Below are 23,412 nucleotides of genomic sequence, written 5' to 3'. Positions count from 1 at the left end.
CGTAGCAGCCCTCGCCGCGCCACCCCGACGGACGTACGCGCGTCGGGGAGCTGTGAAGCGGAGGCACCCGGCGTCGACGCGCGCCGGCCTCAGTCGCCGGGCAGTTCACCGCGACCGCTGCCACGGAGCCGTGCGGACGCACGGCGCCGTCCGTGGCGCCGGGTCCATCACACCGCGTAACGCCCCTCGCCTGACGGAGCCGGGCGGTGTAGACATGGCACATGGTCCGACTCCTGGGGCGATCGGGTACCCGGCCGGCCCGTCGTCCCCGGGGCCCGCTGGTGCGGCGCACGCCCGAGACCACGCTCGGCGGGCGCAGCCTCGCCGCGCAGGTGTTCGTCCTCCAGGTGGTCGTCGTCCTGCTGCTGGGCGTCGCGGCGGTCGTCGCCCTGGTGCTCCAGGCGCGCCACGACACCACCCAGGAGGCCCGCAACCGCTCGCTCGCCGTCGCGGAGACCTTCGCGAACTCCCCGGGCATGCTGGAGGCGCTGCGCAGCCCCGACCCGACGGCGGTGCTCCAGCCGCGGGCGGAGGCCGCGCGCGAGGCGTCCGAGGTCGACTTCATCGTCGTCATGAACCCCGACGGCATCCGCTACACCCACCCCAAGCCGGACCGCATCGGCAAGCAGTTCGTCGGCACGCTGGCCCCGGCGCAGGCCGGCGGGACGGTGCTCGAGGAGATCGACGGGACCATCGGGCGGCTCGTGCAGGCCGTGGTGCCCGTGAGGGCGGCCGACGGCCGGGTCGCCGGGCTGGTGTCGGCCGGCATCACCACGGAGCACGTCGGCGGGAACGCCAACCGTCAGCTGCCGCTCGTGCTGACCACGGCCGTGGCGGCCCTCGTCCTGGCCACCGCGGGTACGGCCCTGGTCAGCCGCCGTCTGCTGCGCCAGACGCACGGCCTGGGCCCGCGCGAGATGACCCGCATGTACGAGCACCACGACGCGGTCCTGCACGCCGTACGCGAAGGGGTGATCATCGTCGGCGGCGAGGGCGAGCTGCTCCTGGCCAACGACGAGGCGCACCGGCTGCTGGACCTGCCCCCGGACGCCGAGGTCCGCAAGGTGTTCGACCTGGGCCTGGACGCCGACACCGCCGAACTGCTCGCCTCCGGGCGGGTGGCCACGGACGAGGTGCACCTGGTCGGGGAACGGCTGCTGGCGATCAACCAGCGGCCCACCGACGTCGCGGGCGGCCCGCCGGCAGCGTCGCCACGCTGCGTGACTCGACCGAGCTGCGCGCCCTGTCCGGCCGGGCCGAGGCGGCGCGCGAGCGCCTGGACATGCTCTACGCGGCCGGCGTGGGCATCGGGACGAGCCTGGACGTGACACGGACCGCGGAGGAGCTGGCGGAGCTGGCCGTGCCCCGGTTCGCGGACTTCGCGTGCGTCGACCTCTTCGACGCCGTGCTGGCGGGCGAGGAACCGGAGGCGCGGGGCGCGCTGCGGCGCACCGCGATGAGCGCGATCCGCAAGGGCGCGCCGCTGTACGCGGTGGGTGAGCAGATCCGGTTCGTGGAGTCGTCCCCGCAGTCCCGCAGCCTGGCCCGGGGCCGGCCCGTCCTGGAGGCCCGGCTGGCCGAGTCGCCGGGCTGGCGGGCGCAGGACCTGGAGCGGACGGAACAGGTGGTGGGGTTCGGCATCCACTCGCTGATCACCGTGCCCGTGCGGGCCGGGGCCCTGGTGCTGGGCGTGGTGAGCTTCTGGCGTTCGGAGCGGCCCCAGCCCTTCGACCCGGAGGAGGTCGCCCTCGCGGAGGAGCTGGTGGCGCGGGCCGCGGTCTCCATCGACAACGCGCGGCGCTTCACCCGCGAGCACGGCATGGCCGTCACCCTCCAGCGCAGCCTGCTGCCGCGCACCCTGCCCGAGCAGGGCGCCCTGGACATCGCCTACCGCTATCTGCCCGCGCAGGCGGGCGTCGGCGGTGACTGGTTCGACGTACTGCCGCTGTCGGGCGCCCGCGTCGCGCTGGTCGTCGGCGACGTCGTCGGGCACGGGCTGCACGCCGCGGCCACCATGGGGCGGCTGCGCACCGCCGTCCACAACTTCTCCGCCCTGGACCTGGCGCCGGAGGAACTCCTCGTACTGCTCGACGAGATGGTCAGCCGCATCGACCAGGACGAGGCGGCCGACGGCAACAGCGCGCCGGTGGCGGGGGCGACCTGCCTGTACGCCATCTACGACCCGGTGTCCCGGCGCTGCGCGGTGGCCCGGGCCGGCCATCCGCCGCCCGCCCTGGTCCATCCCGACGGGCGGGTGGAGTTCCTGGAGGTTCCGGCGGGTCTGCCGTTGGGGCTCGGCGGGCTGCCGTTCGAGACGGCCGAGGTGGAGCTGGCGGAGGGCAGCCGGCTGGTGCTGTACACCGACGGGCTGGTGGAGGACCGCAAGCAGGACATCGACACCGGCCTGGAGCGGCTGCGCCTGGCGCTGGGACGCGGTGACGGCTCGCCCGAGGAGACCTGCCGGGTGGTCCTGGAGTCGCTGCTGCCGGCCCGCCCGAACGACGACATCGCCCTGATCGTGGCCCGCACGCGGGCGCTCGGAGCGGACCGGGTCGCCGAGTGGGAGGTGCCGGTGGACCCGGCGGCCGTCGGCGAGGTGCGGGCGGCGGTGGCCCGGCGGCTGGCGCTCTGGGACCTGGAGGACCTGTCGTTCACGACGGAGCTGATCCTCAGCGAGCTGGTCACCAACGCGATCCGGTACGGCAGCGCGCCCGTCCGGGTCCGGCTGCTGCGGGACCGCACCCTGATCTGCGAGGTCTCCGACAGCAGCAACACCTCGCCGCATCTGAGGTACGCGGCCATGACGGACGAGGGCGGGCGCGGGCTGTTCCTGGTCGCCCAGCTCACGGACCGCTGGGGCACCCGCTACACGCCGACCGGGAAGGTGATCTGGGCGGAGCAGTCACTGCCCTGAGCCCTCAGGAGTAGCCCTCCGGAGTGGCCATGCGGGGCCCCCCCCGGGCGGCTCGCGCACCCTGCCGCGACTCATAAAGGACGTTTATGGGCTCATAGACCGGACCCGCGTACCGAGTAAGGTTTGCCTTAGTTTAGGCTTCCCCCGAGTCGATCTGTCGCCACTCGAAGGGAACCTGATCATGCCCCGCCCCCTGCGGGTAGCCATCGTCGGAGCCGGCCCCGCCGGGATCTACGCCGCCGACGCGCTGCTCAAGTCGGATGTGGCCACCGACCCCGGTGTCTCCATCGACCTCTTCGAGCGCATGCCGGCCCCGTTCGGTCTGATCCGGTACGGCGTGGCCCCCGACCACCCCCGGATCAAGGGCATCATCACGGCCCTGCACCAGGTCCTCGACAAGCCGCAGATCCGTCTCTTCGGCAACGTCGACTACCCGGCCGACCTGAACCTGGACGACCTGCGTGCCTTCTACGACGCCGTGATCTTCTCGACCGGCGCCATGGCCGACCGCGAGATGTCGATCCCGGGCATCGAACTCGACGGCTCCCACGGCGCCGCCGACTTCGTGTCCTGGTACGACGGCCACCCGGACGTGCCGCGCACCTGGCCGCTGGAGGCGGAGAAGGTCGCCGTCCTCGGCGTCGGCAACGTCGCCCTGGACGTGGCCCGCATCCTCGCCAAGACGGCCGACGAGCTGCTGCCGACGGAGATCCCGCCGAACGTCTACGAGGGCCTCAAGGCCAACAAGGCGCAGGAGATCCACGTCTTCGGCCGCCGCGGCCCCGCCCAGGCGAAGTTCTCCCCGATGGAGCTGCGGGAGCTGGACCACTCCCCCACCATCGAGGTCATCGTCGACCCCGAGGACATCGACTACGACGACGGCTCGATCGCCACCCGGCGCGGCAACAAGCAGGCCGACATGGTCGCCAAGACGCTGGAGAACTGGGCGATCCGCGACACCGGCGACCGTCCGCACAAGCTGTTCCTGCACTTCTTCGAGTCGCCCTCGGAGATCCTCGGCGAGGACGGCAAGGTCGTGGGCCTGCGCACCGAGCGCACCGCCCTGGACGGCACCGGCAACGTCAAGGGCACCGGCGAGTTCAAGGACTGGGACGTCACCGCGGTCTACCGCGCCGTCGGCTACCTGTCCGAGAAGCTGCCGAAACTGCCCTGGGACATCGACTCGGGCACGGTCCCGGACGAGGGCGGCCGGGTCATCGAGGAGAGCGGCGCGCACCTCCAGTCGACGTATGTCACCGGCTGGATCCGGCGCGGCCCGGTCGGTCTGATCGGCCACACCAAGGGCGACGCCAACGAGACGGTGGCGAACCTGCTGGACGACTTCGCCCACGGCCGTCTGCACACCCCGTCCTCGCCCGCTCCCGAGGCGGTGGACGCGTTCCTCGCCGAGCGGGACGTCCGCTTCACCACCTGGGAGGGCTGGTACAAGCTGGACGCCGCGGAGAAGGCGCTGGGCGAGCCGCAGGGCCGCGAGCGCGTGAAGCTCGTCGAGCGCGAGGACATGCTCCGCGAGAGCGCGCCTGACCGGCGCGTGACCGGCCGCCGCGGAAGCGCGCGTGACCGTTGGTGGCAAGGGCCCGTGGACCGATGTCCGCGGGCCCTCGTCGTTGCGGCGGCCGCACGGGAGCAGGAAGGCCCGGACGAGGCCGGACGGTCACGCGGTACGGGAAGGAACGGTGGGCCATGACACCGGAGCGGGCTGCCCCCCGGGCTCGGTGGAGGCGGTCGTCGTGTACGCCGGACGCCTGCTGCTGGTGGGCGGGCGGGGCGGCTGGGGCTGCCCTCGGCTCGGGTGTTCCCGAGCCCGCCGAGTCCCCGCAGGCCACCGCGGCGCGCGTGATGTACGAGTTGACGGGGTATCCGACCGACGGCTCGTCGCTGCCGGACCGGCTCGGCGCGACCGTGGTGTGCCGGCTGTCGGCAGCCGACGCAGGATCGCGGACGGTCAGGACACCGTCGGCGAGACCGACCTCGACGGAACGACCCGTCCGGGAACGCGCGGCTCACCCGGAGCGGTTGCGCTGGGCCCCGTTCGCCGGGGCGATCGGCGCGGGCGGCTGACCGATCCCGTGCGCGTCCGTCCGGCGGGACAGACGCCGGTGTGAGGGATCATCCGTCGTCGCGCGGGTGGGTCTCGATGACCTCGCCGCGGGCGTTGGCCTCCAGGTAGGCGCTGCCGTACTCGTCGGAGAGGTAGACGCTCAGCGTCGGGTCGCTGTCCAAGGTCGTGGAGGCCGGGCTGACGACCAGGTAGCGGCTGGTCGGCTGCGGGATGCCGAGCGTGCGGGCCGCCTTGGTGAGCAGTGCGGGCACGGCGTCCCAGGCGAAGTCGTTCAGGTCGACGGGGACCGTGCCCTGCGCGATGGTGCCGCCGGGCCCGAACTTCACCGCCACGTCCGCGCCCCGGTAGATGTAGCGGTCGTACAGCTTGGGGCGGCCAGGGACGGGAGCGGTGGCGACGGCGTACTCCCCGTACACGACCAGGTCGGCGACCTTCGAGCCGCCCGTCGCCTCGGTCAGCTTCGCCACGGTCCTGTGCAGGCCGTCCGCGCTGAGGAGGTCGACGGCGTCAGCGGTGGCGTCCACGGGGGACGCGCTGGAGGACGCACCGGCGGAGGCCGTCGCCTTCGTGGATCCGGACGCCGTGCCGCGCGGCCCGGCCGTGTCGTCGCTCGCCCTGCCCCCGTCCGGCAGCAGCGTCCACACCAGCACGCCGGTGAGCACCGTGGCCGCGGCGCCCGCGGCGATCGCCGCCGTACGGGCCCGGCGCGGCCGGTGCGGTCCGGGGGCCGCCGTGACGTGGCCTTCCGCACCCCGCGGCCCCGCCCCGGACCCCGTTCCTCGAACGCGGGCGGGCCGACGTTACGTCCCGGCGCACAGCGGTACTCCGGCCTCGGGGAGCCCCCGGGATGCAAGGTGTGCTCCCACGATGAATGGTGTTAGTGGGCCCATGACGGCACCGGGCCCGCAGCAGCCCTCCGAGCCGAGGAGCCGTGACCATGTCGATCTCAGAGCCCGAGCCCTCCCTGCCGCCCTCCGAGCGCGTCACCCCGGACAAACTGCTCCACACCCGCACGGGCACCGAGGTGTCGCCCGAGGACATGGTCCTGGCCGCCGGCCGGGACCTCACCCCGCGCAACCTCGAGTGGGCGCGGCGCAAGCTGGAGGCGGAAGGGCCGGACAGCATCGAGAAGATGCTCCCCTGACCTCCAGGACCCCCGGGGACCCCGTGGGCCCGGTGGCCCTTGGTGAACCGGTTCCGAACCGGTGGCGGGTCGAGGCCGGTTCACCCTTTCGGAGGTGCCCTCCGGCTGACAGACTCCGGAGGTGCCCGACTTCGACATGCTCGTCCTCGGATCCGGCCCCGGCGGCCAGAAGGCCGCCATCGCGGCGGCCAAGCTCGGCCGCCGCGTAGCCGTGATCGACCGCCCCGACATGCTGGGCGGTGTCTCCCTCCACACCGGCACCATCCCCTCCAAGACCCTGCGCGAGGCGGTGCTGTACCTCACCGGCCTCACCCAGCGCGACCTCTACGGGCAGAGCTACCGCCTCAAGGAGGACATCACCGTCGCCGACCTGACCGCGCGCACCCAGCACGTGGTGAGCCGGGAGACCGACGTCATCCGCAGCCAGTTGTCCCGCAACCACGTCGCCCTGTACTCCGGCACCGGCCGGTTCGTCGACGACCGCACGGTCGCCCTGCGGGAGGCGGGCGGCCAGGAGCGGCTGCTGACCGCCGGGCACGTCGTGATCGCCACCGGGACCCGGCCGGCGCGGCCGGAGAGCGTGGAGTTCGACGGCCGGACGATCCTGGACTCCGACAACGTCCTCACGATCGAGCGGGTGCCGCGGTCGATGGTGATCGTGGGCGCCGGGGTCATCGGCATGGAGTACGCGTGCATGTTCGCCGCCCTGGGCAGCAGGGTCACGGTGGTGGAGCGGCGGGCCGGGATGCTCGACATGTGCGACGTCGAGGTCGTCGAGTCGCTCAAGTACCACCTGCGCGACCTCGCGGTCACCTTCCGTTTCGGGGAGACCGTGGCCGCCGTCGAGCGGCATGCGCGGGGCACGCTGACCGTGCTGGAGAGCGGCAAGAAGATCCCCGCGGACGCGGTGATGTACTCCGCGGGCCGACAGGGCCTGACCGACGGACTCGAGCTGGAGAAGGCCGGACTGGCCGCGGACGCGCGCGGGCGGATCACGGTGGACGAGCACTACCGCACGCAGGTCCCGCACATCTACGCCGTCGGTGACGTGATCGGCTTCCCGGCGCTGGCCGCGACCTCGATGGAGCAGGGCCGGGCAGCCGCCTACCACGCCTGCGGGGAACCGGTGGGGCGGACGCACCGGCTCCAGCCGATCGGCATCTACACCATTCCGGAGATCAGCTTCATCGGCCGGACCGAGGACCAGCTCACCGAGGACCGGGTGCCGTTCGAGGTGGGCATCGCCCGCTACCGCGAGCTGGCCCGCGGGCAGATCATCGGCGACGCGCACGGCATGCTGAAGCTGCTGGTGTCCCCCGAGGACCGCACCCTGCTGGGGGTGCACTGCTTCGGCTCCGGGGCGACCGAGCTGATCCACATCGGCCAGTCCGTGATGGGTCTCGGCGGCACCGTCGACTACCTGGTCGACGCGGTCTTCAACTACCCGACGCTCGCCGAGTCGTACAAGGTCGCGGCCCTCGACGCCACCAACCGGCTACGGCAGTTGGACCGGATCGGGGACTGACCCGGGGGTGCCTGGGGCCTGTCGTTCGGATCAGGCCGCAGGAGATCAACGGTGCTGTTCAGTGCCGGTGAGCGGGGTCCGGTGCGTGCGGCTGCGAGGCGGAGGAGGGCGTCGACGCGGAGCATCGGCAACCGACGACAACGCGGCGGATGCGCGTGCCGGGCCCCGCGTCCGCGGCGTGATCCAAACGACAGGGCCCTAGGGAAGGTTGTCGTCGTCCACCACGTGGACGGCGGCCTCCTCCGCGCCCGCGGCGCCGCCGTCGATGCCGACGTCCTCGGCGACCTCCTCCTTGGTGGCGTCCGCTCGCGCGCCCTGGTCGGGGGCGACCAGGCGGCCGGCCCGCTCATCGCCCGCCTCCGGGTCGACCGGTTCACCCTCGCCGCGCGGAAGATCGCCGATGCCGTCCCCGGCGGGCTCGGACACGTCCGGGACCTCCTGGGCGAGGCGCTGGTCGAGGGTCTCCCCCTCGTGCTGCTCGGCCGCGGTGGTGCCGTGCTTGGTGACGCCGAGCGGCTTCTCCGGCGGGGAGTAGCCCTCGTCCAGGATGTCGTCGTAGGTCCGTTCGTCGAGCGCGTCCTGGAGGTCGAGCGGCGCGGCGTCCTCCTGCTCCTCGTTGCCACCGGTGGGCTGGTAGGCGTCGTCGGCGGTCGTCTCGGGCTCGCTGCCCATGGATCCCTCCCGGGGTGCTGTTCCGGCTGCACTGTCCCCGTTCGCGTATCCCGTCACGCGCGCCCCAACCGTGTCACATGCCAACCGCACGAGCGGATACGGACGTTACCCGTCCGGCGATCCTGACAGCTCGGACGGTGGAGCTATCATCACTCGCACACTCCGTGTGACCGGCCCCCGACACAGAGGTGGGACGGTTCCACCACGCCCGTTCCCGCCCGCGCCGCGAGGCCGTCCCCCGCCGGTGCGCGGCGGCGCACCCCCACCCCCTACTACGCCGTCGGGCCTTCCCCGCCCCGCCGGTGTGCACGACGGAAAGCGGCACGACCATGAACAAAAACGGCAGAGGGCTTCAGGCGAACGCCCTCGGCACGTTCGACACGGTGGTGATGGCGGTCGCGGGCAGCGCACCCGCGTACTCGATCGCCGCCACGACCGCGGTGCTGGCCGGAGCGGTGGGAGTGGCCGGTCCGGCGGCGCTGCTGTACTGCGCGATACCGATGCTGGGCATCGCGCTGGCGTTCCGCTATCTCGGCCGGATCGACGTCAACGCGGGGGCCGGCTACTCCTGGGTGGGACGCACGCTCCACCCGTTCCTCGGCTTCGTCAGCGGCTGGGCGCTGGTCATGTCGGCGACGATCTTCATGGTGGCGGGTTCGCTGCCGGCCGGGTCGATGACCCTCGCCCTGTTCGACGAGGGCCTGGCCGACGACACGGCGCTGTCGACCCTGGTGGGCGCCGTGTGGTTCCTGCTGATGCTGGGCGTGGTGCTGGGCGGTGCCCGGCTCACGGTGCGGGCGCAGCTCGTCATGTCGGGGGTGGAGCTGGCGATCCTCGCGCTGTTCGCCGTCCTCGCGGTCTTCCACACCGACCACGCCCGCGCCTTCGACTGGTCCTGGCTGGGTCTCGGCCACTTCGACGGCGGGTCGGGGTTCGCGGCGGGCGCGCTCGTGGCCGCGTTCTACTACTGGGGCTGGGACGTGACCGGCAACCTCAGCGAGGAGACCCGCGACAGCCGGCGCACGACGGGGCTCGCGGGCCTGATCGGGGTGGGCGTCGGTTTCCTCGTCTTCGAGGTGTTCACCATCGCGGTGAACGTCATCCTCGGCGCGCGCCAGGTCGAGGAGAGCGGCGCCGACGTGCTCGCGGTGCTCGGTGAGGAGGTGTGGCCGGGCTGGGGCGGAAAGCTGCTGGTCGTGGCCGTGCTGCTGTCCACGGTGGCCACCCTGGAGACCACCCTCGTCCAGGTCACCCGCTCCCTGTTCGCGATGGGCCGCGACCGGACGATGCCGGCCGCGCTGGGCCGGGTGCACGGCACCTGGAACACGCCATGGGTGGCGATCGCCGTGGTCGGCGCGGTGGCGCTGGGCATGTTCGTCGCCTCCAACGCGCTGGGCTCGGTGGGCGACATCCTCTCCGACGCGATCTCGGCGATCGGACTCCAGATCGCCGTCTACTACGGCCTGGCCGGGCTCGCGGTCGTCGTCGCCTACCGCGGGACGCTGCTGAAGTCGCCGACCGTCTTCCTCTTCGGTGGGCTGTGGCCGCTGGGCGGCGCCGTGTTCATGTTCTGGATCTTCGTGGAGTCGCTGGGCGAGCTGAGCACGGCGGCGATCACGATCGGCCTCGGCGGGCTCGCGGTGGGTGTGGTGCCGATGCTCTGGTACTGGCGCAAGGGCAGCGACTACTACCGGCCGGCCCGGCTGGACGCCTCACGGACCGTCCGGGCCGACTACGTGCCGGGAGGCACCGTGCCCGCGCACTCCGCCGCCCACGAGGGCCTCCCCACCGACTTCTGAAGGGGGGACCCGATGGCGCGGGACCGCTTCGCTCCCGACTTCGACCCCGACTGCGGGGACACGGCCCTCTCCTCCGCCCGGCAGGACATCGTCATCGGACGCTGGCAGGGCCTGCGGGAACTCCTGCGGGCGACCGGCCCCGACCGGACGGCCCGCGGGCACCGGGTGCGGTCGCTCGCACAGGCCTGCGCGGGCAGTTCCACGGTGGAGACCTGGCTGGCGGCCGAGCCGCACAGCGCGGACGCGCTGGTGCTGCGCGCGGCCACCGAGACCACCCGCGCGTTCAACGTGGCCATCGCGGCGGGCCGGGGGGTGCCGATCGGCCCGCACCGGGTGGACGCCGCGGTGCGGGCCTGCCTCGCCGCGGCCGAGGCCTGTCCGGAGGACCCGACGCCGTGGATCTCGCTGATCTCGGTGGCGCGGCTGTACCCGTCGGGCGTACGACGGCGGGAACTGGCCCGCTGGTGGGACGAGTTGCACCGGCGCGACCCGCACAGCATGGAGGGCCACGTTCAGGTGCTGCACTACTACTCGGCGCGCTGGCACGGCACGCACGGCCTGATGTACGACTTCGCACGGGACGCGGCGGGGGCGGCCCCGGCGGGCTGCCCGCTGCCGGTGCTGGTGCAGTACGCCCGCGTGGAGGAGTACCGGTACGCCCTCGACACGGCGGGCGACAGCTCCACGTCGGTCGGTCCCGGCCGGCACTGGAACCACGAGGGCGCCCTCGGGGACGTCCGCCGCACCTGGGAACGCTGGATCCTGGGCCGCGCCGGTTCCGAGGTGGCCCCCGGCGAGCTGCGCGACGTCAACTACCTGACGCACGCGGCCTGTATGGCGGGCGCGGAGGAGGTGGCGGCCCCGCTGCTGCGGATGCTGGGCCGCCGCTTCACCCGCACCCCGTGGTCGTACACGGGGGACCCGGTGCGGCAGATCGTGCGCCGACGCACGCAGTGGGCGTCGCTTCCTTGAGCGACTCCGCGTGCCGCGAACCACAATGGGCCATGTCCCGTTACGACGCACAGGTTTCCGGCATGCCTGGCGGCCCCCGCCGGATCGCCCTCCTCGGGGGCGGTTTCTCCACGGACGCCGACGCGGTTCTCGACACGTGGGTGCTGGGGCACGCCCGCGCCGCCCGCCCCAAGGTCTGCTTCGTGCCGACGGCGAGCGGCGACGCCGAGGGGTACGTCGACCGGTTCCTGACGGCGTTCGGCGCGCTCGACTGCGAGCCGTCCGTCCTGCGTCTGTTCCGCCGCGAGGCGGACGACGCGTCCCTGCGCGCGTTCCTCCTGGCGCAGGACGTCGTCTACGTGGGCGGGGGCAACACGGCGAACCTGCTGGTGGTGTGGCGCGCGCACGGCGTGGACCGGCTGCTCACCGAGGCCTACCACCGTGGCACGCTGCTCTGCGGGATCAGCGCCGGCGCCAACTGCTGGGCGCAGGGCTCCCACACCGACTCCTTCGGCCCGCTGACCCATCTCCCCGACGGCCTGGGGCTGCTGCCCGGGTCGGTCTGCCCGCACTACGACGGCGAGCCGGGCCGCCGCCCCTCCTACCGCCGGGCGGTGGCCTCGGGCACCCTGCCCGCCGGCTGGGCCCTGGACGACGGCGTCGGCGCCCTGTTCACGGAGGGCACGCTGACGGAGACGGCCGGCCGGACGGCCACCGCCCGTGTGTACCGGGTGGAGCCGGACGGCCGGGGCGGCGTCTTGGAGGTGCCCGTCACGGTCTGAGGGACCCGGTCAGGGGGTCGTGCGGGGGCCGTCCGGCAGGCTCCGCCGCCGCTCGACCATCTCGTGGCTCAGCGCGGCGGTCTCCGACTCGGGGAGGCGCTCGAAGCCGTCCCCGTGATGACCGACACGAGGGGGAAGATCCGGCGGTTGAGGTCCGGGCCGCCGGTGGCGGAATCGTCGTCGGCCGCGTCGTACAGCGCCTGGAGGGCGGCCAGCGCGGCCTCGCGCCGGTCCATGCCCGGCCGGAACAGCTTCTTCAACGCGCCCCCGGCGTAAGGCGATCCGGAGCCCTCCGCGTGGAAGTCCCGCTTCTCGTAGAGGCCGCCCACGACGTCGTAGCTGAAGATGCGGCCCCTGCGGCCCTCGGGCGCCGAGGCGTCGTAGCCCGTGAGGAGCGGGACCACGGCGAGGCCCTGCATGGCCTGGCCGAGGTTCCCGCGGATCATGGCGGCCAGGCGGCGCGCCTTCGCGTCGAGGGTCATCGCCGTGCCCTCGATCTTCTCGAAGTGCGCCAGCTCGACCTGGTAGAGCTTCACCAGGTCCAGCGCGAGTCCTACGGTGCCGGCGAAGGCGACGGCCGTGTGGTCGTCGGCCGGGTGCACCTTCTCCAGGTCGCGCTGGGCGATGACGTTGCCCATGGTGGCCCGGCGGTCACCGGCGATCAGGACGCCGTCGCGGAAGGTGAGGGCCAGCACGGTGGTGCCGTGCGGGACCTGGCCGGGCGCGGCACGTACGCCGTGCGGGAGGACGCCGCGGGTGCTGAGCAGTTCGGGGCGGTGGGCCGCCAGGAACTCGGTGAAGGACGCGGTGCCGGGGGTGAAGAACTCCGCCCCCGGCCGCCCGCCGTGGTCGTTCCCCGTCATGACACTCCCCCTCGTCCGCCGGGCCGCTGCGTTCGAGTCCTACCAGGTGCGGGCGCGCGGGAAACGCGAGGCCGGTCAGAGGGACCTGCGCCGCACCAGGACGCCGAGCACCAGCAGGCCCGGCAGGAGCGGCAGCCACAGCGTCCAGAGGCGGTAGCCGAGGACGGCGGAGGCGGCCCCCTCGGCCGGTGCTCCGGCCGTGACCAGGGCCAGTCCGAGGGCCGCGTCGAGGGAGCCGATGCCGCCCGGGGTGGGCAGCAGGGCGGCGGCACCGCTCGCGGCGAGATAGAGCAGCGCCACCTCCGGCGCGGGCAGCGGCAGTCCCACGGCCCGGGTGACGGAGATCAGCACGCACGCGTGCAGCGCGGCGAACGCCAGCGAGCCGCCCCACAGGGCCACGGCCCGTCGCGGAAGGGCGTGCACGGCCTTGACGTCGGCCCACACGGTCGTCAGGGCGGCCCGGCAGCGGGGATGGCGGGCGGCCGCCAGCAGGACCGCGCCGACGGCCACGGCCGCGACGGCGGCCCAGCCGCCCCAGCCGGACGGGAGCCGCAGCAGGCCCGGACAGGCCGCGGCGAACACGGCGAGGAGGCCGACGCGCGCCACCGCGCCGGCCGTGGCCTTGACGGCGACGGCGGTCGCCGCGTGTCCGGCGGTCAGTCCGCGGCGCATCAGGAAGCGCACGTTGACGGCGCCCGCGCCCAGGCCGGCCGGCAGCAGGTGGTTGGCGGCGGACGCGGCGAACTGCGCGGCCACCAGCGGGCCCGGAGGCAGTCGTGGGACGACGGAGCCCTGCTGGGCGACCGCCGCGCACAGCCAGGTCCCGGACGCCGCCACCGCAGCGGCGAGCAGCCAGCGCCGGTCGGCCCCGGCGAGCCGCACGGCTCCGGTGTGCAGCACGGGCCAGTGCCGGTGGGCGAGCCACACGGCGGCGACCAGCACGGCGAGGGTGAGCGCGGTCCGCCAGTAGGTGCCGCTGCCGCGCCCGGCCCCGACGCTGATCCGCTCGGACGTCATCGCGTCCCGTCCCCGGGCGGTGACGGCGCGAGGTGCAGGTCGAGTCCGGCGGACGGGTGGGTCCGCCAGCCGCGGGCGTACGGCGGCGGTGGTGTGCCCGGCGGGGAGAGGGCGGCGGTCGGGACGCGGCCGGCGGTGCGCCGGATGCCCGCCTCGGTGATGTTGACGTTGTGGCCGCGCGGGTTGGCCGAGGAGCAGCCGGCGTAGTACCCGACGGGGATGGCCTCCGTGCCGGTGAGCAGGCAGGGCGGGCGTACGCCGAGCCGGTGCAGGTCGGCGGCGGTGCGGGTCCAGGCACGGCGGTCGGCGGCGGTGCGGTCCACGGTGCGGTCCAGGACGACGTACTGCACCGCCAGATGTCCGGCGAGGCCGAGCGCGACCACCGCGGCGACGGCCGGGCGCAGCCGGCCGCGCGGCGCGGTCACCAGGTGGCACAGCGCGTCGGCGACCGGGAGGGCGAGCAGCGCGTAGAAGGGCAGCAGGAAGCGGGGGGCCGCGTAGCCGATCAGGAAGAGGTACGGCACGGCGGCCGTGGCGGCGCAGGCCAGCGGCACCAGCGTGGGCCGGGTGCGGCGGGCCCTGGCCGCCACCGCGAGGCCCGCGACGGCCAGCAGCGGCAGCGCGAACCACCAGGCCATGATCACCGGGTGGGGCGTCTCGACGGTGCAGGGCCGGCACAGCGTCCGGCCCACCAGGCTGCGCAACTGGTCGTCGACAGCGAGGTTCCAGCCGAGACCGCCCTGGATGCGGGAGGCCTCGGAGAGCCGTTCGCCGAGGCCTCCGTGGTTGAGGTACGCCTCGACGATCCACTGGCCGCCGCCGGTCGCGAGGCCCGCCAGGAGGGCGAGGGCCAGGCGGACGTCGCGGGCCGGGACCAGCAGGACGAGGAGGGGCAGGGTGGTCCAGACGGCGTCGGTGGGGCGCATCCAGGCCATGAGGGCGGCACCCGCCGCGACGCCCCACAGCGCCGCCCGGTCGGTCCCGTCGGCGCGGACCCGCAGGAAGCAGCCGACGCAGACCAGGGCGCCGAGCGCGACCCAGTGGTTGGGCATGGCCGCCGGGCCGTAGAACAACGTCACCCACAGGGAGGCGTAGAGGGCGCCCGCGGCGGCCAGGACGCGGGGCGGGAAGAAGGTGCGCCACACCCGCAGGGCCAGGTAGAGGCCGAGGCCGGACAGGACGGCCAGGTAGACGCGCAGCAGTTCGGTCGACGTCGACCAGGACGTGACCGGCGCGACCAGCAGGGAGACACCGCGGGCGCGTGGCGCGCTGAAGAAGGCGGGCGGGGCCTGGGCGGAGATCTGGCTGACGTACACCGTCTCGTCCCAGCCGAGGCCCAGGCCCGGCCCGACGAGGACGAGTTGCGCCACGGTGAAGGCGGCCGCGACTGCCGCGAGCAGCCAGGAGCCGTGCGCCCGCCAGGGTGCGCCGGGCACGGTCGCCGGTGCGCCCCGCCGCGCACCGACGAGCGTGGCGTTCGAGCCGTCGGCCATGCTCCACCCCTCGCCCGCGGTTTGCCCTCAATCGGAAAAACATGGCCAAACTAACGTGTGTGGGCCGGGTACGCAGGGTGATATACGGCCAGCCGCGCGAGCGGGTGCCCGCGGTGGTCAGCGGACGTGGGGGGGCCGGTGCCTCGGCTGCTCGGGTTCGGGGCGCGCGGGTGTGGTCGGGATGGGCCGCACCGCGGGTCCGTCGCCGTCGAGGTGAACCGGCGTCCCATGGTGATGGATCGTCAGCGGAGGCCCCGACAGCAGGGTGTACGCGGCCTTGTCGGGGCCGACCTCCACGTGCAGGCGGCGGCCGAGGAACTGGAGGGAGAAGGCGAGACGGCTGAACGCCTCCGGCAGGCGGGGCGAGAAGTACAGGGTCTGGTCACCGTCCCGGCGCAGCCCGCCGAACCCGGCGACCAGCGCCATCCAGGTGCCGGCCAGCGAGGCGATGTGCAGTCCGTCGCGGGTGTTCTGCTCCAGGTCGGCCAGGTCCATCAGGGCGGCCTCGGCCGTGTAGGCGTGGGCCAGCCGCAGATGGCCCACCTGGGCGGCGACGACGGCCTGGCAGCACGCCGAGAGGGAGGAGTCGCGGACGGTGAGCGGCTCGTAGTAGGCGAAGTTGCGGGCGACCTGCTCCTCGTCGAAGAAGTCGCCGCAGGTGTACATCGCCAGCACCAGGTCGGCCTGTTTGACGACCTGTTTGCGGTAGAGGTCGAAGTAGGGGAAGTGCAGCAGCAGGGGGTACTGGTCGGGGCGGGTGCCGTCGAAGTCCCAGCGCTGGTAGCGGGTGAAGCCGGCGTGCTGTTCGTGCACGCCGAGTTCCTCGTTGTACGGGATGTGCACCGCCGCGGCGGCGTCCCGCCAGGCCGCGGACTCCTCCTCGTCGACGCCGAGCCGGGCGGCCTCCTCCGGGTGCCGCTCGACCGCCGCGGCCGCGGACAGGAAGTTCGCCCGCGCCATCAGGTTGGTGTACGTGTTGTCGTCGGCGACCGCGCTGTACTCGTCGGGGCCGGTGACGCCGTCGATGTGGAAGACGCCGTGCGCGTCGTGGTGGCCGAGGGAGCGCCACAGGCGGGCGGTCTCCACCAGCAGCTCGACGCCCGTGTCCCGCTCGAAGGCGGTGTCGCCGGTCGCCGCGACGTAGCGGACGACGGCGTCGGCGATGTCCGCGTTGACGTGGAACGCGGCGGTGCCGGCCGGCCAGTACGCCGACCCTTCCGAGCCCTCGATGGTGCGCCAGGGGAACGCGGCGCCGCTCAGTCCGAGCTGGGCGGCACGCTCACGGGCCGCGTCCAGGGTGCCCTGTCGCCAGCGCAGGGCCTCGGCGACGGCGCCGGGCGCGGTGTAGGTGAGGACGGGCAGGACGAAGGTCTCGGTGTCCCAGAAGGCGTGGCCGTCGTAGCCGGAGCCGGTGAGGCCCTTCGCGGGAATGGCGCGCCGCTCGGCGCGGGCGCCGGCCTGGAGGACGTGGAACAGGGCGAAGCGGACGGCCTGCTGGATCTCCTCGTCGCCGTCGACCTCCACGTCCGCGCCGGCCCAGAAGTCGTCGAGGTAGGCCTGCTGGTCGTCGAGGAGGCCCTGCCAGCCGCTGTGTCCGGCCGCCGCGAGGGCCGCCTCCACCTGGTCGCTCATCGCCGGCCGGGAGCGGGCGCCGGACCAGCCGTGCGCGACCAGCTTCTCCACCCGGAGCGTCTCGCCGGGCTCGAGCACGGAGGTGACGGTGAGGCGGGCCACGTCCACATTGCTCTCGCTGCCGGTGGTGGTGCGCTCGGGGCCTGTGACGGTGTGGTCGGCCGCGACGGCGACGCGCAGTCCGCTGCGCCGGGTGCGGTGCACGAGCCGCAGCCGCTGCCCGACGGCGACGTCCTCCTCCGGTTCCAGCGGCGACTTCAGCGCGCGGGCGGCGCGCGGGTCGGCGTCGGGTTCGGGCAGGCTCTCGTTGGCGACGAGTTCGGACTGGATGACGACGCGGGAGCGGCTGCCCACGGCCTCCACCTCGTAGGCGATGGCGGCGACGGCGCGCTGGGTGAGGGAGACGAGCCGGGTGGAGCGCACCCGGACCGTCGAGCCGGCCGGCGAGGTCCATTCGCAGGTGCGCTCCAGGACGCCGCGGCGCAGGTCCAGGACGCGTTCGTGGGAGACGAGCCGGCCGTAGCGCAGGTCGAACGGCTCGTCGTCGACCAGCAGCCGCAGGATCTTGCCGTTGGTGACGTTGATGACGGTCTGACCGGACTCCGGATAGCCGTACCCCGCTTCCGCGTAGGGCAGGGGGTGCAGCTCGTGCACGCCGTTGAGGTAGGTGCCGGGCAGGCCGTGGGGTTCGCCCTCGTCGAGGTTGCCGCGCCAGCCGATGTGACCGTTGGACAGGGCGAACACCGACTCGCTCTGGGCGAGGACGTCCAGGTTGAGGCGCGTCTCGCGCACGCACCACGGCTCGACGGCATAGGACCGGTCGGTGATCACGCGTGTTCCCCCAGTTCGGCCAGGTCTTCGACGACGACGTCCGCGCCGTGGGCGTACAGGGCGTCGCGCTGCCCCACCCGGTCAACGCCCACGACGTACCCGAAGTGCCCGGCGCGGCCCGCGTCCATGCCGGCCAGCGCGTCCTCGAACACGGCGGCCCGGTCCGGCGCGACGCCGAGGTCGCGGGCGGCGGCGAGGAAGGTGTCGGGGTGCGGCTTGCCCGGCAGGCCGCGCTCGGCGGCCACCACGCCGTCGACGCGCACCTCGAACAGGTCCTCGGCCCCGATCGAACGCAGTACGTCACGGGTGTTGGCGCTGGAGGAGACGACCGCCGTGCGCAGGCCCTGCGCGCGGACGGCCCGCAGGTAGCTCAGGGTGCTGTCGTAGGCCTCGACGCCGTCGGTGCGGATCTTCGCCAGCAGCAGTTCGTTCTTGCGGTTGCCGAGCCCGTGGACCGTCGCCGCGTCCGGCGGGTCGTCGGGGCCGCCCTCGGGCAGATGGATGCCGCGGGAGTCGAGGAAGGTCCGGACGCCGTCGGCGCGCGGGCGGCCGTCGACGTACTCGTCGTAGTCGTGGGAGGAGTCGAACGGCCGGTACCCCGCGCCGTCGCGTTCGCGCAGGAAGGCGTCGAACGTCTCCTTCCAGGCCGCCGCGTGCACCACGGCGGTCCGGGTGACGACCCCGTCGAGGTCGAAGAGGCAGGCCTGGATCGTGTCCGGGAGACCGAGCGTCGTCGTCATGGAGGACCCGTTCCCCGTACGCGGGCTCCCCACCGGGTGGCGCGCGCCACATCGCCGCGGCGCGGCGTCAGTCGTGCGGGAAGGAGTGGTGCTCGTGGGTGATCAGCCAGCGGCCGCGCCGCTTGCGCAGGCCGAACGTCAGCCGCAGCCGCAGGGTGGGTCGCTCGGCCAGTTCCTCGGGCGTACCGCAGCGCAGCAGGGCGTGCGCGAAGGCGACCTCCGGGCCGGAGGCGACGTCGAGGACGTCGATCTCGAACAGCGCGCCCTGCGCCTGCCACGCGAAGAACGGCGGCCAGAGCGCCCGGTAGGCGGCGAGGCCGCGCAGGCCCTCGTGGGGCGGGGTCACGTGGTACAGGTGCAGGTCCTCGGCGTGGTCGGCGAGGACGGCCTCCAGGTCGCCGCGGTGCACCGCGTCGGCCCAGCGCGTGATCAGCGCGCGGATCCGCCTCTCGTCCTCCGACACGTCCTGTCCTCCTCCGCTCGCCGTCCGCTCGCCGTCCGGTCCCCCTCCGGGTTCCCTTCAAGGCTGCGACACTCTGCTGTGTGGCGACCTACGACGACCTGCTGCCCCGCGCGCGTTCCCTCGCCCGCCGGGGGCGCCGCGCGATCCTGGGCATCGCCGGCGCTCCGCGCGGGCAAGACGACGCTCGCCCGGCACCTGGTGCGGGAGCTGAACGGCACCGGGGAGCCCTGGGTGGCGCACGTGCCGATGGACGGCTTCCACCTCGCCGACGCGGAACTCGACCGGCTCGGCCGCCGGGACCGCAAGGGCGCGCCCGACACCTTCGACGCGGCCGGGTACGCGGCCCTGCTGCGCCGGCTGCGGGAGGAGGCCGACGGCGACGACATCGTGTACGCGCCCGGCTTCGAGCGGGACCTGGAGCAGCCCCTCGCGGGCGCCGTGCCGGTACCGCCGACCGCCCGCCTGGTGGTGACGGAGGGCAACTACCTGCTGCTGGGCACGGGAGCGTGGGCGCGCGTGCGGTCCGCGCTGGACGAGGTGTGGTTCTGCGAGGTCGACGAGGCCGAACGCGTCCGCCGGCTCGTCGCCCGCCACGAGGAGTTCGGCAAGGCCCGCGCGCAGGCGGTGGCCTGGGTCCTGGGCACGGACCAGCGCAACGCCGACCTGGTGGCGGCGACGCGGGACCGCGCCGATCTGGTGGTGCGGGGCCCCGCGGGCTGAGCGGCGGGGCCCCGGGGCCGGGTCGGCCGCGCGGTCAGGCCGCGCGCAGGGTCAACTCCGGTTCTCCTTGGGCGTCGTCGGCCCCGAGTACGGCCGTGAAGGCGGTCGTGCGGATGACGAGGTCCGTCCCGTCCCGGGTGACGGACACGGTCAGCGGGTCCGGTGAGCCGTACCGGACCGCGAAGACGTGGAGGTCGTCGGGGGCGTCCTGGACGGGTTCCGCCTCCAGGGCCGTCGAGCTGACCAGGTGGCGCCAGCCCGCGTCGGGGTCGCCGTAGCCGCGCGGGTCGGCGGCGAGGGCGAACGCGGCCTGTTCCTGGGTGAGTTCGGCTCGGGCGTCGAAGTGCTCCGCGCCCTCGGCCGCCGGATGGGTCAGGCGGAGGGCGCCGGCCGAGACGACCTCGCCACGTGCCGTACGGCGCACCCGGTCGCCGTCGTCCTCGGCGTACGGCATGCCTGCCAGCAGGTACGGCGGGGCGGCGAGGCGTTCGACGGCCACCGTCGTCCAGAGCCGGGTGCCGTCGGTGACGTACAGGGAGCGGACGTACCGCAGCACATGGTCGCGGCCGACGACGGGCTTGGTGACGAGCTTGGCCGTCAGGCCGCCCGTGCGGAGGTCACGGACGCGGACCTCACCCATGGGGCGGCAGAGGAGGAAACCGTCGGTGACGGGGCCGAAGCCGTGCTGCCGGGTGACGGCGGCGGGCAGGTAGTAGGTGCCGCCCGCCTCGATCACCGAGGGGGTCATCCGGTCGTCGAAGGCCACCGAGACGGCGCCGGCGCGCAGTTGGTGGCGGACCGGGTGCTCGGCGGGCCGGCGGTGCCAGGGGGTGGTGTCCTGGATCTGCCAGACCAGCATCCACGCGAAGTGGCCGTCGACGCCGCCGTCGGCCTTCACCGCGTGCCGGCCCCAGCGGGTGTCGCCGCGGTAGCGGCCGAGGTCGGAGCCGATCCGGTGGCCGAAGTAGCGCAGGCCGAGGACCGACTCGAAACCGGAGTGCTGCTCGCTGTAGCGGGGGCCGCCGATGTCGAAGCCGCCGTTGGTCAGCCGGGCGTCGATGTAGCGGGCGAGCGCGTCGCCGTCGCGGGCGAAGACCTCCTCGCCGCTGACCCGGTGGGCCTGGGCGAGGAAGGACAGGGAGATCGGGCCGTAGTTGTTGTCGTAGGCGCCGCCGTGCTCGGGGGGCAGGAGGGCACCCCGGTCGCGCACGCGGTGGGCGCGGATCTCCTCCTCGTACAGGCTCATGGCCCGGGCCCGCACGGACTCGCCGTCAGGTCCGTGGAGTTGGCGCGCCAGCATCAGGCCGCCGACGACGCAGCCGATGGCCTGGTTGCCGGCCTCCTGCGGGTTGAAGAAGGTCGCCTCGGTCAGCCAGCGCCAGTAGCCGTGGGCGACCTGGAGCATCTCGTGGCGGAGTTCGTCGTCGAGCAGGTTCGTCGCGGTCTCGGTCACGTTGACGATCTGGAGCAGCGCCCAGACGGTGCTCGGCCAGTCCCCGATCGGGTGGGCGCCCGGCGCGAGCGTGTAACGGGCGTACGGCAGCCCGGAGTCGCGGACCCGCAGGTTCGGGTAGCCGGGGTTGTCCTCCCGGTGGACGCGCTCGCGCAGGTGGAAGTCCACGCTGCGCCGTACCGCCTCCGGCAGGCGGGGGTCCCCGGAGCGCTGCCAGGCCAGGGCCAGCAGGGAGGTGACGCCGAGGGAGGTGTCGCCGATGTCGTCGACGCAGTCGGGGTGTTCGAGGCTGCCCTCGGGCGTCAGCCGGGCCAGGGCCTGCTCGGTGACGTCGGCGAGGACGGCGTCGTAGGCCTGCGGGGTGTCGTCGAGGTCGTGCAGCGGGCTGCGCTGGTGCGGGAGGTACACGTCTGCTCAGCCCTTCATGCCGGACGTCGCCAGGCCCTCGACCAGCCTCTTCTGGAAGATGAGGAAGCAGATCAGGGTCGGCAGGAGGGCGAGTGTCGACATGGCGAACATGGGGCCGTAGGACGAGCCGCTGGTCTGGTCCAGGAACAGGGTCAGGCCGAGGGGGACGGTGAACTTGTCGTTCTGCTGGAGGTAGACGAGCTGGTGCAGGAAGTCGTCGTACGTCCAGATGAAGGTGAAGATGGTGGTGGTGATCAGGGCCGGCTTCATCAGCGGCAGGATGATCTTCCAGTAGATCTGCCAGGGGTTGGCGCCGTCCACCATGGCCGCGTGGTCCAGCTCGCGCGGAATGGAGCGGATGAACTGGACCATCAGGAAGATGAAGAAGGCGTCCACCGCGAGGAACTTCGGCACGATCAGCGGCAGGTAGGTGTTGATCCAGGTCAGGTTGTAGAAGATCGTGTACTGCGGGATGAGGACGGCCTGGGTGGGCAGCATCAGCGTGCCGAGCATCAGGCCGAACCAGATCCGCTTGCCGCGGAACTCGAAGCGCGCGAAGGCGTAGGCGGCCAGCGAGCAGGAGATGACGTTGCCGATCACCGCGCCGATCGTGACGATCAGCGAGTTGGTGATGTAGAGGGAGAAGGAGTTGCCGGAGCCGCTCCAGCCCTCGGAGTAGTTCGCCGGGCGCACTTCGCTCGGGATGAGCCCGGGGTGGGTGAAGATCTCGGTGTCGGGCTTGAGCGAGCTGCTCAGCATCCACAGCAGCGGATACAGCATGACGACCGCCACGCCGATCAGCAGGGTGTGGATGAAGATGCGGCGGGCGCCGGTGGCCGAGCGGAGCTTGTGCAGCGGCGACGTGGTCGGGGTGATGGCGGACATGGTGGGAAGGACTCCTCGCTCGGACGTCAGGCGTCAGTCGTCGTAGTGGACCCAGTAACGGCTGGCGATGAAGTTGACCGCCGTGAAGCCTGCGATGACCAGGAACAGCACCCAGGCCATGGCCGAGGCGTATCCCATCTCGAGGTCGGTGAAGCCCTTCTTGTACAGGTACAGGGAGTACAGCATCGTCGAGTTGAGGGGTCCGCCGGTGCCGTTGCTGATGACGAAGGCGGGGGTGAACGTCTTGAACGCGTCGATGATCTGCAGGACGACGTTGAAGAAGACGATCGGGGTCAGCAGCGGCAGGGTGATCTTGAAGAAGCGGGTGGCCGGGCCGGCGCCGTCGATCGCCGCCGCCTCGTACACGTCCCTGGGCAACTGCTTCAGGCCGGCGAGGAAGATGACCATCGGGGTGCCGAACTGCCAGACGGCCAGCAGGATCAGCGTGTAGATCGCCGTGTCGGGGCTGGAGATCCAGTCCTGGCCCTTGATGCCGAACCAGCCGAGGAAGTCGTTGAACAGACCGTCGCCGCCGAAGACCTGGCGCCACACGATGGCGACGGCCACCGCACCGCCGAGCAGCGAGGGCAGGTAGAAGGCGGCCCGGTAGAGGCCGATGCCCTTGAGGTCCCGGTTGAGCAGCATCGCCACGCCGAGCGCCAGCGCGAGCTTGAGGGGGACGGAGACGGCGACGTACAGGAGCGTGGCGTGCACCGTGTCCCAGAAGACCGGGTCCTCGGCGAACATGTGCTCGTAGTTCTTCGTGCCGACCCACTCCGCGGGCGTCAGCAGGTCGAAGTCGGTGAAGGACAGGTACAGCGAATCGAGCATCGGGTAGATCGTCAGGCCGAACAGGCCGACGAACCACGGGGCCAGGAAGACGTACGGCCACCAGCCTCCGCCTCGCTTTCTGGCGAGGCGGCGCCGCATACGATCGCGCTCCCGCTGGTCGGGCGGGGACGCCGGGGCCGGCGTCTCCTTCACGACCTCGTCGGTCTTCGCGGTGGTCATACTCATCTCCCTGGCCTCTCCCGGTG

General features: G+C 73.2%; 16 protein-coding genes and 4 pseudogenes. 9 read left to right on the top strand and 11 right to left on the bottom strand.

What is annotated here, in order from left to right:
• Positions 1-221: 221 nt before the first annotated feature.
• The 3 genes and pseudogenes from BM536_RS02365 to BM536_RS40170 all read left to right on the top strand — a co-directional run bounded on the left by BM536_RS02365 (position 222) and on the right by BM536_RS40170 (position 4,996).
• Positions 222-2,914: pseudogene (locus BM536_RS02365) on the top strand (SpoIIE family protein phosphatase).
• 181 nt (positions 2,915-3,095) lie between these two features.
• Positions 3,096-4,451, top strand: a pseudogene (locus tag BM536_RS02360) (FAD-dependent oxidoreductase); the annotation flags it as partial.
• A 167-nt stretch (positions 4,452-4,618) separates the two neighbouring features.
• Entirely contained in the window at positions 4,619-4,996 is a 378-nt protein-coding gene (locus BM536_RS40170; RefSeq protein WP_245873230.1) for a hypothetical protein, read from the top strand.
• 48 nt (positions 4,997-5,044) lie between these two features.
• Here BM536_RS40170 and BM536_RS02350 read toward each other — a convergent pair whose 3' ends face one another.
• The gene (locus BM536_RS02350) at positions 5,045-5,647 is read right to left on the bottom strand and encodes a hypothetical protein (RefSeq protein WP_143650767.1); all 603 of its coding nucleotides are present in this window, start codon (positions 5,645-5,647) and stop codon (positions 5,045-5,047) included.
• Between the two features lie 287 nt (positions 5,648-5,934).
• Between BM536_RS02350 and BM536_RS02345 the strand changes: the two genes are divergently transcribed.
• Together BM536_RS02345 and sthA are read left to right on the top strand one after the other, a co-directional pair.
• Entirely contained in the window at positions 5,935-6,141 is a 207-nt protein-coding gene (locus BM536_RS02345; protein WP_073496567.1) for a hypothetical protein, read from the top strand.
• A 121-nt stretch (positions 6,142-6,262) separates the two neighbouring features.
• Entirely contained in the window at positions 6,263-7,666 is a 1,404-nt protein-coding gene (sthA, locus tag BM536_RS02340; protein WP_073496565.1) for a Si-specific NAD(P)(+) transhydrogenase, read from the top strand.
• A 198-nt stretch (positions 7,667-7,864) separates the two neighbouring features.
• Here sthA and BM536_RS02335 read toward each other — a convergent pair whose 3' ends face one another.
• A complete protein-coding gene (locus BM536_RS02335; RefSeq protein WP_073496563.1) occupies positions 7,865-8,338 on the bottom strand; it encodes a DUF5709 domain-containing protein in 474 nt (157 codons plus the stop codon).
• A 329-nt stretch (positions 8,339-8,667) separates the two neighbouring features.
• On the opposite strand from BM536_RS02335, the gene BM536_RS02330 reads away from it, so the two are divergent.
• The 3 genes from BM536_RS02330 to BM536_RS02320 all read left to right on the top strand — a co-directional run bounded on the left by BM536_RS02330 (position 8,668) and on the right by BM536_RS02320 (position 11,870).
• Entirely contained in the window at positions 8,668-10,137 is a 1,470-nt protein-coding gene (locus BM536_RS02330) for an APC family permease (protein ID WP_073496561.1), read from the top strand.
• A 12-nt stretch (positions 10,138-10,149) separates the two neighbouring features.
• On the top strand, positions 10,150-11,109 hold the full coding sequence (locus tag BM536_RS02325) for a hypothetical protein (RefSeq protein ID WP_094102439.1): 960 nt from the start codon (positions 10,150-10,152) through the stop codon (positions 11,107-11,109).
• A gap of 62 nt (positions 11,110-11,171) precedes the next feature.
• On the top strand, positions 11,172-11,870 hold the full coding sequence (locus tag BM536_RS02320) for a Type 1 glutamine amidotransferase-like domain-containing protein (RefSeq protein ID WP_094102438.1): 699 nt from the start codon (positions 11,172-11,174) through the stop codon (positions 11,868-11,870).
• A gap of 9 nt (positions 11,871-11,879) precedes the next feature.
• On the opposite strand, the pseudogene prcB reads toward BM536_RS02320, so the two are convergent.
• The 6 genes and pseudogenes from prcB to BM536_RS02290 all read right to left on the bottom strand — a co-directional run bounded on the left by prcB (position 11,880) and on the right by BM536_RS02290 (position 18,909).
• Positions 11,880-12,733: pseudogene (gene prcB / locus BM536_RS02315) on the bottom strand (proteasome subunit beta).
• Positions 12,734-12,808: 75 nt separating this feature from the next.
• Positions 12,809-13,750: a lysylphosphatidylglycerol synthase domain-containing protein gene (locus BM536_RS02310; protein WP_094102437.1), complete on the bottom strand. Its 942-nt coding sequence runs from the start codon at positions 13,748-13,750 to the stop codon at positions 12,809-12,811.
• Entirely contained in the window at positions 13,747-15,243 is a 1,497-nt protein-coding gene (locus BM536_RS02305; protein ID WP_094102436.1) for a hypothetical protein, read from the bottom strand. Before BM536_RS02305 ends, BM536_RS02310 begins: the two co-directional genes overlap by 4 nt.
• Before the next feature lie 117 nt (positions 15,244-15,360).
• A complete protein-coding gene (locus tag BM536_RS02300) occupies positions 15,361-17,706 on the bottom strand; it encodes a glycoside hydrolase family 65 protein (protein WP_094102435.1) in 2,346 nt (781 codons plus the stop codon).
• Positions 17,703-18,446 carry a beta-phosphoglucomutase family hydrolase gene (locus tag BM536_RS02295; protein WP_094102434.1) on the bottom strand — a complete coding sequence of 248 codons (744 nt, stop codon included), beginning with the start codon at positions 18,444-18,446 and terminating at the stop codon, positions 17,703-17,705. The genes BM536_RS02300 and BM536_RS02295 overlap by 4 nt, the downstream gene beginning before the upstream one ends.
• 67 nt (positions 18,447-18,513) lie before the next feature.
• Positions 18,514-18,909 carry a nuclear transport factor 2 family protein gene (locus tag BM536_RS02290; protein ID WP_073496557.1) on the bottom strand — a complete coding sequence of 132 codons (396 nt, stop codon included), beginning with the start codon at positions 18,907-18,909 and terminating at the stop codon, positions 18,514-18,516.
• 80 nt (positions 18,910-18,989) lie between these two features.
• On the opposite strand from BM536_RS02290, the pseudogene BM536_RS02285 reads away from it, so the two are divergent.
• Positions 18,990-19,629: pseudogene (locus BM536_RS02285) on the top strand (nucleoside/nucleotide kinase family protein).
• 34 nt (positions 19,630-19,663) lie between these two features.
• On the opposite strand, the gene BM536_RS02280 reads toward BM536_RS02285, so the two are convergent.
• From BM536_RS02280 to BM536_RS02270, 3 genes are read right to left on the bottom strand one after another with little or no spacing between them, the layout of a single operon-like run.
• The gene (locus BM536_RS02280) at positions 19,664-21,490 is read right to left on the bottom strand and encodes a hypothetical protein (RefSeq protein WP_094102433.1); all 1,827 of its coding nucleotides are present in this window, start codon (positions 21,488-21,490) and stop codon (positions 19,664-19,666) included.
• A 6-nt stretch (positions 21,491-21,496) separates the two neighbouring features.
• The gene (locus BM536_RS02275; protein WP_073496554.1) at positions 21,497-22,375 is read right to left on the bottom strand and encodes a carbohydrate ABC transporter permease; all 879 of its coding nucleotides are present in this window, start codon (positions 22,373-22,375) and stop codon (positions 21,497-21,499) included.
• A 33-nt stretch (positions 22,376-22,408) separates the two neighbouring features.
• Positions 22,409-23,386 (bottom strand): carbohydrate ABC transporter permease, encoded by a 978-nt coding sequence (locus BM536_RS02270; protein WP_073496552.1) that lies wholly within the window; start codon positions 23,384-23,386, stop codon positions 22,409-22,411.
• Positions 23,387-23,412: the final 26 nt, after the last annotated feature.

This window comes from Streptomyces phaeoluteigriseus (genome assembly GCF_001896135.2).
GTDB classification, from domain to species: domain Bacteria; phylum Actinomycetota; class Actinomycetes; order Streptomycetales; family Streptomycetaceae; genus Streptomyces; species Streptomyces phaeoluteigriseus.
Note: the sequence above shows the minus strand (reverse complement) of the source record. Positions and strands in the feature narration are given on the sequence as shown.

Coding starts and splice junctions, on each gene's coding strand:
- BM536_RS40170 (WP_245873230.1), top strand. CDS start 4,619: ATGACACCGGAGCGGGCTGCCCCCCGGGCTCGGTGGAGGCGGTCGTCG.
- BM536_RS02270 (WP_073496552.1), bottom strand. CDS start 23,386: ATGACCACCGCGAAGACCGACGAGGTCGTGAAGGAGACGCCGGCCCCG.
- BM536_RS02320 (WP_094102438.1), top strand. CDS start 11,172: ATGCCTGGCGGCCCCCGCCGGATCGCCCTCCTCGGGGGCGGTTTCTCC.
- BM536_RS02305 (WP_094102436.1), bottom strand. CDS start 15,243: ATGGCCGACGGCTCGAACGCCACGCTCGTCGGTGCGCGGCGGGGCGCA.
- BM536_RS02330 (WP_073496561.1), top strand. CDS start 8,668: ATGAACAAAAACGGCAGAGGGCTTCAGGCGAACGCCCTCGGCACGTTC.
- BM536_RS02295 (WP_094102434.1), bottom strand. CDS start 18,446: ATGACGACGACGCTCGGTCTCCCGGACACGATCCAGGCCTGCCTCTTC.
- BM536_RS02310 (WP_094102437.1), bottom strand. CDS start 13,750: ATGACGTCCGAGCGGATCAGCGTCGGGGCCGGGCGCGGCAGCGGCACC.
- BM536_RS02325 (WP_094102439.1), top strand. CDS start 10,150: ATGGCGCGGGACCGCTTCGCTCCCGACTTCGACCCCGACTGCGGGGAC.
- BM536_RS02335 (WP_073496563.1), bottom strand. CDS start 8,338: ATGGGCAGCGAGCCCGAGACGACCGCCGACGACGCCTACCAGCCCACC.
- BM536_RS02345 (WP_073496567.1), top strand. CDS start 5,935: ATGTCGATCTCAGAGCCCGAGCCCTCCCTGCCGCCCTCCGAGCGCGTC.
- BM536_RS02275 (WP_073496554.1), bottom strand. CDS start 22,375: ATGTCCGCCATCACCCCGACCACGTCGCCGCTGCACAAGCTCCGCTCG.